This window comes from Advenella incenata, from assembly GCF_004217095.1.
GTDB classification, from domain to species: Bacteria; Pseudomonadota; Gammaproteobacteria; order Burkholderiales; family Burkholderiaceae_B; genus Advenella; species Advenella incenata.
This window is the reverse complement of record NZ_SHKO01000003.1, coordinates 532,715-548,038: the sequence shown is the minus strand read 5'-3', so window position 1 is coordinate 548,038 and position 15,324 is coordinate 532,715. Positions and strand designations below refer to the sequence as shown.

Sequence of the window (15,324 nt, the reverse complement as noted above, 5' to 3'; positions counted from 1 at the left end):
GGAGTCGACCGGGAGACGTGATTTCGGAAAGTAGGAATTTAAAGCATATCATTTCGCATGACACCGCGCCATGCCATTGCCAGCCGGCTATACAACTGGCTCATCCAACACCAGCAACGACAAACGCCCCCACCCAAACTGCTGCTTGAGGTCAGCGCCACACCGTTCCAGGCAGCGACCCAAGTCTGCGCCAGCTTTATATTATGCAGGCGCAGTCCGCTGCAGCGGGTGGGGATATGCAACTGCGCAATTGAGCCTGGCGCTCAGCGCAATTGCCCTGCCCTTAGTGGGCTTCTTCCCAGTTGTTGCCGATCCCGGTTTCAGCCACAAGCGGCACAGCCAGCGTGGCTACATCGCACATCAGCCCCGGTAGTGCCTGACTGACCAGCGCCTGCTCGCTGCTGGGTACATCGAGCACCAGTTCATCATGTACCTGCATGACCAGACGCGAGGCCAGTTTTTCCTTTTCGAGCCAGGCCTGTACCGCCACCATGGCCATTTTGATCAGATCGGCCGACGTGCCCTGCATGGGCGCATTAATAGCGGCCCGCTCGGCCCCGGCACGACGCGGCCCCTTGGCGTTGATCTCGGGCAGCCACAAGCGACGGCCAAAAACCGTTTCTACATAGCCCTTGGCAGAGGCCTCTTTCTTGATGCGCGACATGTAATCGGCCACACCAGGATAACGCGCAAAATAGCGATCAATGTACGTTTGCGCTGCATCGCGAGTGATACCCAGGTTGGCCGCCAGTCCGAACGCGCTCATGCCGTAAATCAGTCCGAAATTGATGGCCTTGGCTGCGCGGCGCTGCTCGGCATTGACCGCCTCGGGTGCCACGCCAAACACTTCACCTGCCGTGGCGCGGTGGATATCCTCGCCCTGCTGGAACGACTTCTGCAAATTGACATCACCCGACAAATGCGCCATCACCCGCAATTCGATCTGGGAATAATCGGCAGAAACAATCACCCCCCCATCCGAAGGGATAAACGCCATGCGAATCCGGCGACCTTCTTCGGTTCGTACCGGAATATTCTGCAGATTGGGATCCGATGAAGCAAGCCTGCCGGTAATAACCGCCGCCTGCGCATAATCGGTATGCACCCGTCCGGTGGACGCGTTAATCATTTTCGGCAGCTTGTCGGTATAGGTGGACTTGAGCTTGGCCAGACCTCGATAGTCCAGCAGCGCGCGCGGCAGCGGATAATCTGCCGCCAGTTTGGACAGCACATCTTCGTCGGTAGACGGGGCGCCCTTGGGCGTCTTGCGCAGCACAGGCAAATTCATTTTGCCAAACAGAATCTCGCCCAGCTGTTTGGGGGAATTCAGATTAAAGGGCTGGCCGGCCAGTTCATAGGCTTTGTTTTCCAGCTCGACCAATTTCGTGCCGATCTGCGCGCTCTGCAGGCGCAACATCGCCTCGTCGATACGAACACCATTGCGTTCGATCAGCGTCAATACCCGGGATACCTGCACTTCCAGCTGATAAATACGCTGCAGCCCTTCCTGGTCCCGCAGCATGGGGCTTAGCGCATGAAACAGCTGCAATGTAAAGTCGGCATCTTCGGCGGCATAATGCGTTGCCGTTTCAATATCCACTTCGTCAAAACAGATTTGCCGGGCGCCTTTGCCGCAGATTTCTTCGTAGGTAGTACCGGTGCGCCCCAGATAACGCTGCGCCAGTTCCTGCATGCCCACGTTACGATGCGACTCCAGCACATAGGCCATGAGCATCGTATCGTCCTGGATACCGGCCAGCGTAATGCCTTCATTCAGAAAAACATGACTGTCATATTTGGCGTTATGCAGAATCTTGGCCGCGCGCTCATCCTGCAGCCAGTCGCGCAGCGTCGCAAGCGTCTGAGCCTTGTCCAGTTGCGTGCCGGCGCCGGTCCCGCGATGACCCAATGGAATGTACCAGGCAGAACCGGGCTCAATAGCAAGTGAAATACCCACCAGACTGGCCCTCATGGGATCCAGGGAGGTTGTTTCGGTGTCGATGGCAACCCGTTCAGCCTGTTTGATTGCATTGAGACATGCATCGAATTTTTCAGTGGTATCCACCGTCTGGTAGTTAACCTGCACCGGCGCATCGGGCAAATTCTGCGCCACCCGTGCATCCTGTTCGGGTACACGGTCAGCCTCGCCGGTCAGCTCGCGCAGCCAGGTGCGAAAGCCGTAGCGATCGTAAATCGCAGTCAGCGTTGGTACATCAGGCGGCTTGGGCAGCAGATCCTGCACGCCCTGCATGAACTCGGTCAGCTCACAGTCGCGCCTGACGGTGATCAGGTTACGGGTCAGCTCAAATTGCGGGATCGCATCGCGCAGGTTCTGACCCGCAACGCCCTTGATTTTGTCCGCATTGGCGGCCAGATTATCAATACTGTCATACTCATTGAGCCATTTGACCGCCGTCTTGGGGCCCACCTTGGCCACACCGGGCACATTATCCACGTTATCGCCGATAAGCATCAGATAATCCACAATGCGTTCGGGCCTGACCCCAAATTTGGCCAGCACGCCCGCTTCATCCAGGTTTTCACCTGTCATGGTGTTTACCAGCGAAATATGGGAATTGACCAGTTGAGCCAAATCCTTGTCGCCTGTTGATATAATGGTGTGAATATCGGAGCGGGCAGCCATATCGGCCAACGTGGCAATCACGTCATCCGCCTCCACGCCCGGCGCAGCAATAACGGGCCAGCCCATGGCGCGGATGGCCTCATGAATAGGGCCGGTCTGCAAAGCAAGGTCATCGGGCATGGGCGGTCTGTCCCCCTTGTATTCGGGATACAAATCATCCCTGAAGGTTTTCCCCTTGGCATCGAAAATACATGCGGCGTAATCCGCCTTATAATCATCAATGCATTTTCGCATCATGTTTATCACGCCATACAGGGCGCCTGTGGGCTCTCCACGCGCATTACGCAGATCGGGCATTGCATAGAAAGCGCGGTACAAATAGCTTGATCCGTCAACAAGTAACAAGGTTTTTTTCATGTCAGTAACAAAAGCAACAACGATTCAGGGTCAGATAAACGAGATAACCAGCGAGCTGCTTACAGCGGCCGATCATCTCAAGGATTTGACCGCAGCGGTGAGCATTTTTGGAAGTGCACGGATCCGGTCAGATTCGCCCTACTATACCAAAACGCAGGAGATTAGCGGCCTTCTTGCCAAGGCGGGCTTCAATGTTATTTCCGGCGGCGGTCCGGGCATCATGGAAGCAGCCAACAAAGGCTGCCATGAAGCAGGCGGGACCAGTATCGGACTGAACATCGAATTGCCTCACGAACAGAAAGACAATCGCTACCAGACCGACAGCCTGTATTTCAAATATTTTGTATCGCGCAAAACCACCTTTTTCATGAACAGCGCCGGCTATATCATCATGCCAGGCGGGTTCGGCACACTGGACGAAATGTTCGAAGCCCTCACGCTGATCCAGACCGGCAAGGCCAGCAAAGCGCCGGTCGTGTTTGTCGGCACCGAGTTCTGGCAAGGCTTGATGGACTGGATCCGCAACCAGTTGGTTGTCAACAAACTGATTTCGGAACACGATCTGGATCTGTTCATAGTCGAAGACGACCCGCAAAAAGTGGTGGAGCACATTCAGACCAAACACCAGCAGTACGTTCTGGATGCCAGCTGTGTCGGACTGTGTTAAGCACGCCGTATATTAACCTGCCGGCAGCAACCAGGGGCGGCCGCTTTATTCAGCCTGTGGTTTCTTTTTTGCCGGGGGCCGGCAAATGATCTGAACCACAGGCATTTCCTCCTGAACGATATTGCGTGACATGACCTGTCCCTTGACCTGGGCGCAGGATTGCTCCATTTTTTTCATACATGCTGCCGTATCCGTTTTGCACGGCAGGATAAAGTGCAGATCATTCTGGTCATAAATCGCTTTTGATGCACAACCGGACAACACAATGGCAGCAACAGCCGGTATCACGAAATGGCGAATCATCAACTCTCCTTGGTATCATCCGGGTATTATATGAGCACTCCCGGGTCAAATGATGGGCGATTGCCGCATCATAACCCGGTCGCTGCAGGCGTGAACGGCCAACGCAAGCGCACTGCCGCATTTATTACACTGTTTGCAAAAAATTGCACTTGTTTTAACAGCTAACGCAGCGTTGTGTGCTAGATTTTTATCTCTTTTTTCGTTTTTCCATGCTCATACGGCATTACCTAAGGCGCTACATGTCAAACACGCTTAAAACGACCTTTATCATTGTTGGCGCCTTGCTGCTGGGTGGCTGCTCCACCGGTTTCGGCGTCAGCGTACCGCTGGTCAGCGGCCTGTCACTGGGTATTGGCAGCGGCGGCATCAGCCTTGGCACGGGCATCGGACCCGTCGGCGCCGGCGTCGGCGTCGGTCACGGTGGACGGGTTTCAGCCGGCGCCGGTGTGGGCGTTGGCGTGGGCACCAGCATCGGTTCAGGCGCCAGCGCGGGCGTCGGCACCGGCATTGGCACCAGCACCGTGATCTACGATCCACAGGCGCCCGCCGAGGCAGCGCCACGGGAAAAAGCCGATTTGTACGGTGGAAACTGAGCGCAGACCCTTTCTCCTGCGGCCAGCGAACTGGCTGCCTGCAAGCCCCTGCTGTAAACCCCTTATCTAAGCCCTTTGCGTGCATCCCTGTTTTGACGCTCGTTGTTGAGGCTCGCCTGCAGGGCGCTTGCGCAAACCACGCCTGTCCGCCAACATCTGGCCTGTTGCTCCCGACGGCAATGAATACGTGCCTCTGAGCAGACAACTCTATCCAGTCTTGCACATATAGACCATTGAATTTCCGCACTTTCCGATAGGATCAGGACTCCGTATTTGAATAAAGGGGGTCGCATGTCCGCCGTTGACAACAGTACATTCACGCTCGCTCAGGACGAAGCCACACAGTTCGCACTTATCAATCGGGCACTTGCCATGCTGGATTTCGACTGCTTTGACTATATCCAGAGGCATCCCACGCCCTTTACCACGCCGCGGTATCACCATCTTGGCACCATCCCCGACGCACTGATCCGGCTGGACGATCGGCATCTGATTCACGACACCATCATTCCCGCCGTCATGCAACGGCAAACCGGTCTGACCTGGGAATTGAAAGATTTTTATACCATCCATCCCGAGCTGGCCACAAGAGAACATCCGAACTTCTACGGTCTGTTCGCCCCGGGCACCAATCTGCTGGGCCACACCGGCGCCGTGCTGACATTGATCAGGCTGAACCGTCCGATCAAGCCGCAGGAGCTAACCAATGAGCTCGCCCGATACCAGGTGGTGATTTATGCTTTGCAGCACCTGTGCCAGTTGATCCTGGCCAGGCGCCATCGCCACCAACTGGGCATCGACCTGACGCCACGGCAAACCGATATTCTCAAATGGATCGCTGACGGCAAGAGCAATGACGATATTGCCCATATTCTGGGCATCTCTTCCCATACAGTCAATTACCACACGAAACAGATTCTGGATAAAACCCATACACAGAACCGGCATGGTGCGGCTATGAGTGCGTTTATTGCCGGCATCATTCCGTCATAGAATTTCATATTCGGGGTGCATCGCCCACGGTTCGGTCGGCTAACATCTATAATAACGGGTTAACCCCATTGTTTCCGGACGCCGGACCGTGCCGCTACTTCCGTTTGCCGGCCCGCAGCAGGTTGCGTCCCCTTATGTGCGAACTTATGATGCAGGATCACTACCACCCCACCGCCCTTGAACAATCCGCCCAGCAAAACTGGCAGGAGCGTGACGCCTATCTTGTGACAGAACACGCTAAAGATGCAAATGGCAACGAGAAGCCCAAATTCTACGCCTGCTCCATGCTGCCCTACCCTAGCGGAAAGCTGCATATGGGTCATGTCCGGAACTACACGATCAACGACATGATGGCTCGCCAGTTGCGCATGCGCGGTTTCAACGTGCTCATGCCCATGGGTTGGGACGCCTTCGGTATGCCTGCAGAAAATGCCGCTATCAAATCAAAGGTGCCACCCGCCAAATGGACCTATGACAACATCGCCTACATGAAAAAGCAGATGAAGGCGATGGGGCTGGCCATCGACTGGTCACGGGAAATGTGTGCCTGCGATCCACAGTACTACAAATGGAACCAATGGCTTTTTCTAAAAATGCTGGAAAAAGGCATTGCCTACCGCAAAACACAGGTGGTGAACTGGGATCCGGTGGATCAAACCGTGCTGGCCAACGAACAGGTCATCGACGGCCGGGGCTGGCGCTCTGGCGCACTGGTCGAAAAACGCGAAATTCCGGGCTACTATCTGCGTATAACAGACTACACAGAAGAGCTGCTGGATCAGGTAACGCACAATCTGCCGGGCTGGCCCGAGCGGGTGCGCCTCATGCAGGAAAACTGGCTGGGCAAAAGCGAAGGCGTACGCTTTGCGTTTACGCACGATATCCATGACGACCAGAACCAGTTGATCCAGGACGGTCGCATGTTTGTATTTACGACCCGGCCGGACACCATCATGGGCGTCACGTTCTGCGCAGTCGCGCCCGAACACCCGCTGGCAACCCATGCCGCTGCCAGCAATCCGGAACTGGCCGCATTCATCGAAAAATGCAAGCTCGGCGGCACGACCGAAGCCGAAATGGCTACCCGTGAAAAAGAAGGTATGCCAACCGGCCTGACCGTTATTCACCCCCTGACTGGCGATGCCATTGAAGTCTGGGTGGGCAACTATGTCCTGATGAGCTATGGCGACGGTGCAGTCATGGGCGTGCCGGCCCATGACGAACGTGATTTTGCCTTTGCGCTCAAATATGAGCTGCCGATCAGACAGGTTGTGCAGGTGGCCGACAAACCGTTTGACAATACCCAATGGCAGGATTGGTACGCCGACAAGCAACAGGGTCGCGTGGTCAATTCCGGCCAGTTCGATGGCCTGGACTATCGCCAGGCGGTCGATGCCGTGGCTAATGCCCTGGCCGAAAAAGGCCTGGGTGAAAAACAGACCACATGGCGACTGCGCGACTGGGGTATTTCCCGCCAGCGCTACTGGGGCACCCCCATTCCAATCATCCACTGCGAAAACTGCGGACCGGTTCCGGTGCCCGAAGCCGACCTGCCCGTGCGCCTGCCCGAGCATCTGATCCCTGATGGCAGCGGCAATCCGCTGGCAAAAGACGAAAGCTTCCTGTCGTGCTCCTGCCCCTCCTGCGGCAAACCGGCAAGGCGCGAAACTGACACCATGGACACCTTCGTCGATTCCTCCTGGTATTTCATGCGCTATACCTCTGCCGGCAACGACAGTGCAATGGTAGACCAGCGCAATGATTACTGGATGCCCATGGATCAGTACATTGGCGGCATCGAACACGCAGTATTGCATCTGTTATATGCGCGATTCTGGACCAAGGTTATGCGCGACCTGGGATTGCTCAAGTTCGATGAACCGTTTACGAAACTGCTCTGCCAGGGCATGGTGCTGAACCATATTTATTCGCGCCGCACGCCGCAAGGCGCGGTCGAATACTTCTGGCCTGAAGAAGTAACCAATACCTATGACGATAAAGGCGCCATTACGGGCGCCACCCTCAACCGCGACGGCTCGGCCATCCAGTACGGCGGCGTGGGCACCATGTCCAAATCCAAGAACAATGGCGTAGACCCGCAAGCGCTGATCGATACGATGGGCGCCGACACGGCGCGGCTGTTTGTCATGTTTGCCAGCCCGCCCGAACAGACACTGGAATGGTCTGACTCAGGTGTGGACGGCTCGCATCGCTTCCTGCGACGCGTGTGGTCTATTGCAAACGGCCTCAAAGCGCGCATCCTGGCCGCACCGGCCCAGGCGAGCGATTTCTCCCAGGCCAGCAAAGCCGTCAAGGATCTGCGTCTGCAGGCTTATTCGCTGCTGCGCCAGGCCAACTATGACTACGAACGTATTCAGTACAATACGGTAGTGTCGGCCAACATGAAATTGCTCAATGCCATTGACGATGCAGCACTGCCCGAGGGCGAGCTTGAAAATGCCGCCCTGCGCGAAGTGACCGGGATCCTCATTCGCATGCTGTATCCGATTGTGCCGCATATCACCTGGCACTTGTGGAACGAGCTCGGTTACGTGCAGCAGTACGGCGATCTTCTTGACGCCCCCTGGCCCAGCGTGGACGAAGCCGCGCTGATTGCAGATGAAATTGAGCTCATGCTGCAAATCAATGGCAAATTGCGCGGCTCCATCCAGATACCGAATGGCGCCGATCGCGAACATATCGAAGCGGTCGCCAGAAGTCATCCTTCGCTGGAAAAATTCCTGGAAGGACGCCCGCCGAAACGTGTTATTGTGGTTCCCGGAAAACTTGTCAATATTGTTGGTTAATTTCAGCAGGTGAAAACCATGGTGTACTCTTTCTCTTTCTCGCGCTGGCATCAGGCCCTGCTGGCAGCCCTCTTGCTCAGCCTGGTGCTGGCCGGTTGCGGCTTCAAGCTGCGTGGTGAAAAGCCGTTGCCGTTTACTACGATGTACACCAATATTGAAAGTAACTCACGCTTTGGTTCCTACTTGCGTCGGTCCCTGAAGGCCAGTTCACCAACGCTGCAATTTGTCGACAATGCGTCAGCGGCACAGGTGGTGCTCTCGCAACTGGAACGCGTCCAGTCCCAGCGTGAAGTCTCGCTCAACTCCCAGGGACAGGTTGAAGAGTACGAGCTGACGCTGCGCCTGACCTTCCAACTGGTCTCCAATAGCGGTCAATTGCTGATTCCTCCTTCCACCCTTACCTCGACACGCACGCTGCCCTATGACGAAGCCAATTCCCAGGCCAAGGCCCAGGAAATGGTCACGCTCTATCAGGACATGGAAGCGCAAATGGTGGGGCAACTGGTACGACGCATCAGTTCTGATGACGTGATCCAGGGCTATCAGCAGGGTGCGGGTACGCCAGGTGATGCGCAGTTCGCCCGATAAGCGCGATGGCAGGACAAACCCCCAACTACGAACGCTTCATTGCCGATCTGGGTAAACCGGATGCGCAGTTGCATCCGCTTTATGTGATCAGCGGTGACGAATTACTGTTGCGCAACGAAGCCCTGGACGCATTGCGTGCAGCCTGCCGGCTTCAGGGCTATACCGAAAGGGTCTCGCTCAGCCTGACCGCCACCGGCCCCTGGAATGCCATAGAAGAAAACACCCAGTCCATTTCCCTGTTCGGCGATCGCAAGCTGATGGAAATTGAAGTGCCCACCGGCAAGCCCGGCAAAACCGGCGGCGATGCGCTGGTCGCGCTGGCCAACCGCGCGGCGCGGCAGGAACTGACCGATATTTCCGTTGCCCTGATTCTGCCGCGGGCAGACAGGACCATATCCTCGGCAAAATGGTATACCGCCGTGACGCAGCAGGCCGTGCTGGTCAATACGCCGGTCATTAGCCGCGAACAGTTGCCCGCCTGGGTTCAGAGCAGACTCAAGCGCCAGAAACAGCACGCCGATGCGGCAACCCTGGCCTGGATTACCGATAAGGTCGAAGGCAATCTGCTGGCAGCGCATCAGGAAATCCTCAAGCTGGGCTTGCAGTATCCCGAGGGCGAATTGACGCTGGAAGAAGTGGAAAGTGCCGTTCTGGACGTGAGCCGCTATAATGTCTTTGACATGAGTCATGCCATTTTGCGCGGCGATGGTCAGCGCGCGCTCAAGGTGCTGCATGGGTTGCAGGCCGAAGGCGAGGCGTTGCCCATGGTGCTGGGCCTGCTTACTTATGACATTCGTAATCTTTATACACTTGCTCAGGCAAGGCAGAACGGACACAATCCCAGGAACCTGACGCGCAAGCTCGGTCTGTTTCCGCCCAAGGATCAGCTGATCCTCAATACGCTGGACCGGCTGCCCTTTTCCCAGATCATGGGGTTGATCCAGCACGCCCATGACATTGATCGCCTGTTCAAGGGCTTTCCTGCAGACGGAAGACTGACCGACGCCTGGCAGGAAATGGCCCGACTCGTTCTGCGTATGGCAGACGTGACCGCATCCTCTCATTGATTCAATCATGAAAACCGAAACCAGTAAAAATCTCGATCTTGATACGCAAATGCTGACCTATGGCCAGCAGGCCAAAGCCGCCTCCCGCCTGCTAATGCGCGCCGACGATAAACAGAAGTCGGCCGCCCTGCTGCATATTGCCCATACGCTGGAAACCCAGGCAACCCAGTTGCAGGCCGAAAACGCGCTGGATCTGCAACAAGCCCGCGACAATGGCCTGGAGCCGGCCATGCTCGATCGCCTGACGCTGTCGGATAAAGCGCTGGGCCTGATGGCAACCGGCCTGCGCCAGATCGCGGCGCTGGAAGATCCGGTAGGCAGTCGCAGTGAAACCCGAATCCGACCCAACGGCATGCAAGTGTCGAAAATGCGCATACCGCTGGGGGTCATTGGCATCATTTATGAATCCCGGCCCAATGTCACCATCGATGCAGCCGCGCTGTGTCTGAAATCGGGCAATGCCGCCATTTTGCGCGGCGGCAGCGAGGCCTTTCGCTCCAATCAGGCTTTGGGCAAGATCATTCAGCAAGGGTTGGCTTACGCCGGCTTGCCTGCCCACGCGGTGCAAACCATCAACACCACAGATCGCGCCGCTGTCGGCCAGCTCATTACCCTGACCGATTACGTTGACGTGATTATTCCCCGGGGTGGCAAAGGCCTGATCCGGCGCCTGGAAGCAGAGGCCACAGTGCCCATGATCCGCCATCTTGACGGCAACTGCCATGTCTATATCGATCGCGCAGCCAACCTTGACATGGCCCACGACATCGCCTTTCAGGCCAAGACCTATCGCTACGGCGTGTGCGGTTCAATGGAAACGCTGCTGGTGCATCAGGACATTGCAGAACAGGTTCTGCCCCGGCTTGCCGCTGCCTATGTGGAAAAAGGCGTGGCGCTTCGCGGCTGTCCCCGTACCCGGCAACTGGTGCCGCAGGCCACTGCCGCCACCGATGAAGACTGGGCCACGGAATACCTGGCGCCCATTCTGGCCATTCGTATTGTCGACTCCATCGATGAGGCCATGACACATATCGCAACCTGGAGTTCGGGCCATACGGAAGCCATTGTCACCGACAGCGTGTCCGCCGCCAACCGGTTCCAGCGGGAAGTAGACTCCAGTTCCGTTTATGTGAACCTGCCGACTGTCTTTGCCGACGGCTTCGAGTACGGGCTGGGTGCAGAGATCGGGATTTCGACCAATCGCCTGCACGCGCGCGGCCCTGTCGGCCTGGAAGGGCTGACAACCTATAAATGGGTGCTCGAAGGCAACGGCCAATTGCGCGGGTAAAAATAAAATGCTCTGGATCAAATCACTTCATATTGTATTTGTCACCGCCTGGTTCGCCGGGCTGTTCTATCTGCCGCGCATTTTTGTCAACCTGGCCCAGCAGCCCCAGGATGGCCCGGTCTATCCGGTCCTGCTGGGCATGGCCAGGCGGCTGCTGCGCTTTACCACGATGCTGGCGGTGCCGGCCGTCGCTTTCGGCCTGGTGCTCATGCTGTATTACCGAATCGGCCTTGCCAATGGCTGGCTGCATGCGAAATTGCTTTTTGTACTGCTGATTATCGGCTACCATCACGCCTGTTTTCGCATCTACAAAAAATTTGTACAGGGTCGCAACCAGCGCGACCATGTTTTTTATCGCTGGTTCAATGAAATACCGGTATTGCTACTGCTGGCGGTGGTCATTCTTGTGGTCACCAAACCTTTCTGACAGGCTTAGCCATGACCGATGACAATACACCCCAAAGCCGCAAGAAACTGAGTCTTAGTGGCGCGCCGCGCAAAGCCGACGAGCGTGACGAAAAACCAAAGGTGCGCTCTGGCGCGCGGGCGCGCGCCGTGGCGCAGAGCCAGTTGCGTTCCGGCCAGGGAAAAACAACCCCTGCCAAATCCGGACGCCCCTTGCCCACGGATCGCGCCGCTGTGCACAGCGACAGGACTGCTCAAACGCACGAACCGCGCCGCACGGCTTCTGATCACACCGATCGTCCGATGCGCACGGAACGCCCCAGGCCGGCAGCCGGCAACCGCGACTTCAACCCTGGCGCCCCCCTGACCAGGAAAAGACCCCAGGCCAGAACAGACGATCGCGCCACCCGTGCGCAGCACGAATCCGAACAAGCGCGGCCACGCCCCTCCTCCCGACTAACCGAGACATTCAGAGTATTCGCTCCGTGCCCGCAGGGCCTGGAGGAAGTGCTTTGCGAAGAGATGCAGGCGCTGGGCTTTGAGCACGTAGAAAAAGGACGGGCCGGCTGCGCCTTTGAAACCGACTGGGCAGGCATTTTGCGGGCCAACCTGTACTCCCGCCTGGCAACCCGGATTCTGGTGCAAGTAGCGCATGGCCTGGTGCTCAAGGAAGACGACATCTACGAACTGGCTTACGACGCCCCATGGGAGCGCTGGTTCGGCGCTGAACACTCCTTGCGGGTCGATACCTCGGCCATCCAGAGCCCCATGAAAAGCCTGATGTTCTGTAACCTGAAGGCAAAGGACGGCATCTGTGACCGCCTGCGCGATCGCGAAGGCGAGCGTCCAAGCATCGATACGGTCCGGCCCGACGCCCGGGTGCATCTTTTTCTGACCCGGGATTCGGGCACGCTGTACCTTGATACCTCCGGAGAATCCCTGTTCAAGCGCGGCTGGCGTCTGGACAAAGGCGAAGCGCCGCTGCGCGAGAACCTGGCTGCCGGCATTCTGGCGCTCTCGGGCTGGGATCCGTCCCTGCCCCTGCTGGATCCCTTTTGTGGCAGCGGAACAATTCTGATCGAAGCCGCCTGGATCGCGCAAGGCGTGCCGCCGGGCATCTCCCGTCCCTTTGGTTTCGAGCGGCTGCGCAATGCCGATGCCCGCCAATGGACAGCCTTGAAAGAGGATGCCTTGAGCCGCATCGCGCCGGAGCTGGAGACTCCGTTATACGGCTGCGATCTGAACCCTCATGCACTGGAGGCGGCACGCGAAAACATGCAGCGCGCCAATCTGGCGCCAGACTCCATTCAGTTTGCCCGGGCCAATGCACTGGACCTGCAGCCGCCAACCAACGCCGGCTGGCTGGTCACCAACCCCCCTTATGGGGAACGAATGGACGAACAGGACGACGGTTTCTGGCGCGACTGGTCCGCCTGCCTGAAACAGCAATTTGCCGGATGGCAGGTGCATGTGATTTCCAGCGACCTGGAACTGCCCGGAAAACTGCGCCTGAAAGCGCGTCGCCGCACGCCACTGTACAATGGGGCGCTTGACTGCCGCCTGTTTTCATTTGAAATGGTCGCCGAAAGCTACCGTAAACCCTGATAGCCTACTGCATGAAACCTTCTGCCCCTGCTGACGCGGCGCTGTTGTCGCGCCGTTCCCCTTCCCGCTTGCGCCTGTTTGCCTGCATGATGTACGAGGCCGTGCTCCTGTTCGGCGTCGTCTTCTTTGCCGATTACATTTTCGACACGCTCACGCAAAGCCGCAGCGGCCTGACCCTTCTGGGCACACGCCAGGCCGTGCTGTTTGTCGCCATAGGCCTGTATTTTGTGCTGTGCTGGCGCAAACACGGACAGACACTACCAATGAAAACCTGGAATATCCGGCTCGTCAGCCGGCAAGGCAGTCGTCCTTCCCTGGGCAAACTCGTGCTGCGCTATGTCCTGTGCTGGCCAATCCCGCTGCTGGGAGCCTATCTGGTGTACACCGCCTCCAATTCACTGGGCTGGCCATCTATCACCTTGTTCATTGTATTTACGCCCTTTCTCAACTTTATCTATAGCTGGTTTGACCGAGACGGACTGATGTTGCATGACAGGCTGGCCGGCACCCGTCTGGTCGACCTATCGCCGGCGGCAATTCAATGATAGAATCAGAAGTCCACGGGCAGCAGGCAGGATCTTTTTTGCACGCACTGCCCTATTTCTTTAGCGCCCCCGATTCTTTACGCCACCTTATGACCGATCATTATTCGTCACTCTATAAATCATTTGAATGGCTGGTTCCCTCGGTATTCAATATAGCGGATGCCTGCTGTCACCGGTGGGCCTCCAGCCCGCACGAAGCACGCCAGGTCGCCATTTATTTCGAAGATCAGGTAGGGCAGCTCACACTATTGACTTACGGGCAGCTGTCCGAGAAGGTCAATAAACTGGCCAATGGCTTTATCCGCATGGGTGTGCAGCCGCAGGACCGCGTAGCGGTCGCGCTGCAGCACTCGGCGGAAAGCGCAATCACCCAGTTGGCGGTCCTTACCGTGGGCGCGATTGTGGTGCCCCTGACCTCGTCCCTGAGCAGTGCCGAATACGCCGAAAGACTGCATGATTCGCAGGCACGGGTAGCGGTGGTAGACAAGCACTCCATTACTGCGCTTATTTCCGCGGTTGACAATCATTCGCCAGTCAAACAGATCATCGGCATCCACACGGATGACGACAGGATCATTTCCTGGCGTACCCTGCTGGCGCGTCAACCATCCACATTCACACCCCATGTGGTCAGCGCCTCCACGCCGGCCATTCTGGTGTACCCTGCCACGGCCGAAAACGAACCGTTGCGCGGCGTGCTTCTGGATCACAGCTCTCTGATCGGCACCCTGCCGGGCTTTGTCGCGTCACAGAACTGGTTTCCGAAAACGAACGATATATTCTGGACGTCCTACGACTGGAACAGCCCTAACGGCCTGCTCAACGCGTTGTTGCCCACGCTGTATTTCGGCAAGTCCATCGTCGGCTGCCCGGCTGGACGCACCATTCCACGACTGTTTACGCTGCTCGAACACTACCAAATTACCAATATTCATGCGTCCGGCCAGGATTTGCGCCGCATCCGCGAATACCCCGATACGCTGGAGGAATTCGAGCTGGCCATCCGCAGCATCAGTTGCCTGGACACCGATTACGATCCGTCGCTGGGCCAATGGGCCAAGCAGCGCTTTGACGTTGATATCAATGTGGTTGCCGCCCCGCTGGGCTTTGGCTATATCATTGGCGAAAGCCAGGAAAAATGGGCGCCTCGCCAGGGCAGTATGGGCCGCGTGTATCCTGGCCATCGAATCACTGTTATCGACCAGGACGGCAAGCCACTGAAAACTGGCCAGAAGGGTTTTATCGCAGTCAACAGGACAGATCAGAACGATTATCCCGATCCGGCAGTTGCCTTGCACTATTGGTCCGGCGCCCAGATCCATCCGTTGCAGGCCGAACCACAGGAGTGGATTCCAACAGCCATTCGCGGCCACATTGACAAAGATGGCTACGTTTGGCGCGATGCCAATACCGATTCCGATACCGGTACCGACAGCGTAACCAGCTAGGCAAAGGAGAAATA

Annotated in this window: 13 protein-coding genes; 11 read left to right on the top strand and 2 right to left on the bottom strand. The window is 57.1% G+C overall.

Features of this window, described 5'->3' with window-relative positions; translation table 11 throughout:
- Positions 1 to 283: 283 nt before the first annotated feature.
- Entirely contained in the window at positions 284 to 3,001 is a 2,718-nt protein-coding gene (gene polA / locus EV681_RS18690; RefSeq protein WP_130304832.1) for a DNA polymerase I, read from the bottom strand.
- Between polA and EV681_RS18685 the strand changes: the two genes are divergently transcribed.
- Complete coding sequence (locus tag EV681_RS18685) at positions 3,000 to 3,668, top strand: LOG family protein (protein WP_014751228.1); 669 nt, start codon at positions 3,000 to 3,002, stop codon at positions 3,666 to 3,668. The genes polA and EV681_RS18685 overlap by 2 nt on opposite strands.
- Positions 3,669 to 3,713: 45 nt before the next feature.
- Here the strand turns inward: EV681_RS18685 and EV681_RS18680 are convergent, their stop codons facing one another.
- A complete protein-coding gene (locus tag EV681_RS18680; RefSeq protein ID WP_128394637.1) occupies positions 3,714 to 3,971 on the bottom strand; it encodes a hypothetical protein in 258 nt (85 codons plus the stop codon).
- A gap of 239 nt (positions 3,972 to 4,210) precedes the next feature.
- Between EV681_RS18680 and EV681_RS18675 the strand changes: the two genes are divergently transcribed.
- From EV681_RS18675 to EV681_RS18630, 10 genes are all read left to right on the top strand, one after another.
- A complete protein-coding gene (locus EV681_RS18675) occupies positions 4,211 to 4,564 on the top strand; it encodes a hypothetical protein (protein ID WP_165393119.1) in 354 nt (117 codons plus the stop codon).
- 291 nt (positions 4,565 to 4,855) lie between these two features.
- Positions 4,856 to 5,557 carry a helix-turn-helix transcriptional regulator gene (locus EV681_RS18670; protein WP_128394639.1) on the top strand — a complete coding sequence of 234 codons (702 nt, stop codon included), beginning with the start codon at positions 4,856 to 4,858 and terminating at the stop codon, positions 5,555 to 5,557.
- A 149-nt stretch (positions 5,558 to 5,706) separates the two neighbouring features.
- Positions 5,707 to 8,364, top strand: coding sequence for a leucine--tRNA ligase (gene leuS, locus EV681_RS18665; protein ID WP_130304869.1), 2,658 nt, complete (start codon positions 5,707 to 5,709; stop codon positions 8,362 to 8,364).
- A gap of 18 nt (positions 8,365 to 8,382) precedes the next feature.
- Positions 8,383 to 8,952 (top strand): LPS-assembly lipoprotein LptE, encoded by a 570-nt coding sequence (locus tag EV681_RS18660; protein WP_128394640.1) that lies wholly within the window; start codon positions 8,383 to 8,385, stop codon positions 8,950 to 8,952.
- A gap of 5 nt (positions 8,953 to 8,957) precedes the next feature.
- Positions 8,958 to 10,019, top strand: coding sequence for a DNA polymerase III subunit delta (holA, locus tag EV681_RS18655; protein ID WP_128394641.1), 1,062 nt, complete (start codon positions 8,958 to 8,960; stop codon positions 10,017 to 10,019).
- Positions 10,020 to 10,026: 7 nt separating this feature from the next.
- The gene (locus EV681_RS18650) at positions 10,027 to 11,307 is read left to right on the top strand and encodes a glutamate-5-semialdehyde dehydrogenase (RefSeq protein WP_130304831.1); all 1,281 of its coding nucleotides are present in this window, start codon (positions 10,027 to 10,029) and stop codon (positions 11,305 to 11,307) included.
- Positions 11,308 to 11,314: 7 nt separating this feature from the next.
- Entirely contained in the window at positions 11,315 to 11,734 is a 420-nt protein-coding gene (locus tag EV681_RS18645) for a CopD family protein (protein ID WP_014751234.1), read from the top strand.
- Between the two features lie 11 nt (positions 11,735 to 11,745).
- Positions 11,746 to 13,317 carry a THUMP domain-containing class I SAM-dependent RNA methyltransferase gene (locus EV681_RS18640; RefSeq protein ID WP_130304830.1) on the top strand — a complete coding sequence of 524 codons (1,572 nt, stop codon included), beginning with the start codon at positions 11,746 to 11,748 and terminating at the stop codon, positions 13,315 to 13,317.
- Positions 13,318 to 13,328: 11 nt separating this feature from the next.
- Entirely contained in the window at positions 13,329 to 13,862 is a 534-nt protein-coding gene (locus EV681_RS18635; protein ID WP_128394645.1) for an RDD family protein, read from the top strand.
- Positions 13,859 to 15,310, top strand: a complete 1,452-nt coding sequence (locus EV681_RS18630; RefSeq protein WP_207227104.1) for an AMP-binding protein — start codon at positions 13,859 to 13,861, stop codon at positions 15,308 to 15,310. The genes EV681_RS18635 and EV681_RS18630 overlap by 4 nt, the downstream gene beginning before the upstream one ends.
- The last annotated feature ends 14 nt before the right edge of the window (positions 15,311 to 15,324 follow it).

Bases quoted from the DNA above. Each gene is read 5' to 3' on its own strand.
- EV681_RS18685 (WP_014751228.1), top strand. From the start codon at position 3,000: ATGTCAGTAACAAAAGCAACAACGATTCAGGGTCAGATAAACGAGATA.
- polA (WP_130304832.1), bottom strand. From the start codon at position 3,001: ATGAAAAAAACCTTGTTACTTGTTGACGGATCAAGCTATTTGTACCGC.
- EV681_RS18680 (WP_128394637.1), bottom strand. From the start codon at position 3,971: ATGATTCGCCATTTCGTGATACCGGCTGTTGCTGCCATTGTGTTGTCC.
- EV681_RS18675 (WP_165393119.1), top strand. From the start codon at position 4,211: ATGTCAAACACGCTTAAAACGACCTTTATCATTGTTGGCGCCTTGCTG.
- EV681_RS18670 (WP_128394639.1), top strand. From the start codon at position 4,856: ATGTCCGCCGTTGACAACAGTACATTCACGCTCGCTCAGGACGAAGCC.
- leuS (WP_130304869.1), top strand. From the start codon at position 5,707: ATGCAGGATCACTACCACCCCACCGCCCTTGAACAATCCGCCCAGCAA.
- EV681_RS18660 (WP_128394640.1), top strand. From the start codon at position 8,383: ATGGTGTACTCTTTCTCTTTCTCGCGCTGGCATCAGGCCCTGCTGGCA.
- holA (WP_128394641.1), top strand. From the start codon at position 8,958: ATGGCAGGACAAACCCCCAACTACGAACGCTTCATTGCCGATCTGGGT.
- EV681_RS18650 (WP_130304831.1), top strand. From the start codon at position 10,027: ATGAAAACCGAAACCAGTAAAAATCTCGATCTTGATACGCAAATGCTG.
- EV681_RS18645 (WP_014751234.1), top strand. From the start codon at position 11,315: ATGCTCTGGATCAAATCACTTCATATTGTATTTGTCACCGCCTGGTTC.
- EV681_RS18640 (WP_130304830.1), top strand. From the start codon at position 11,746: ATGACCGATGACAATACACCCCAAAGCCGCAAGAAACTGAGTCTTAGT.
- EV681_RS18635 (WP_128394645.1), top strand. From the start codon at position 13,329: ATGAAACCTTCTGCCCCTGCTGACGCGGCGCTGTTGTCGCGCCGTTCC.
- EV681_RS18630 (WP_207227104.1), top strand. From the start codon at position 13,859: ATGATAGAATCAGAAGTCCACGGGCAGCAGGCAGGATCTTTTTTGCAC.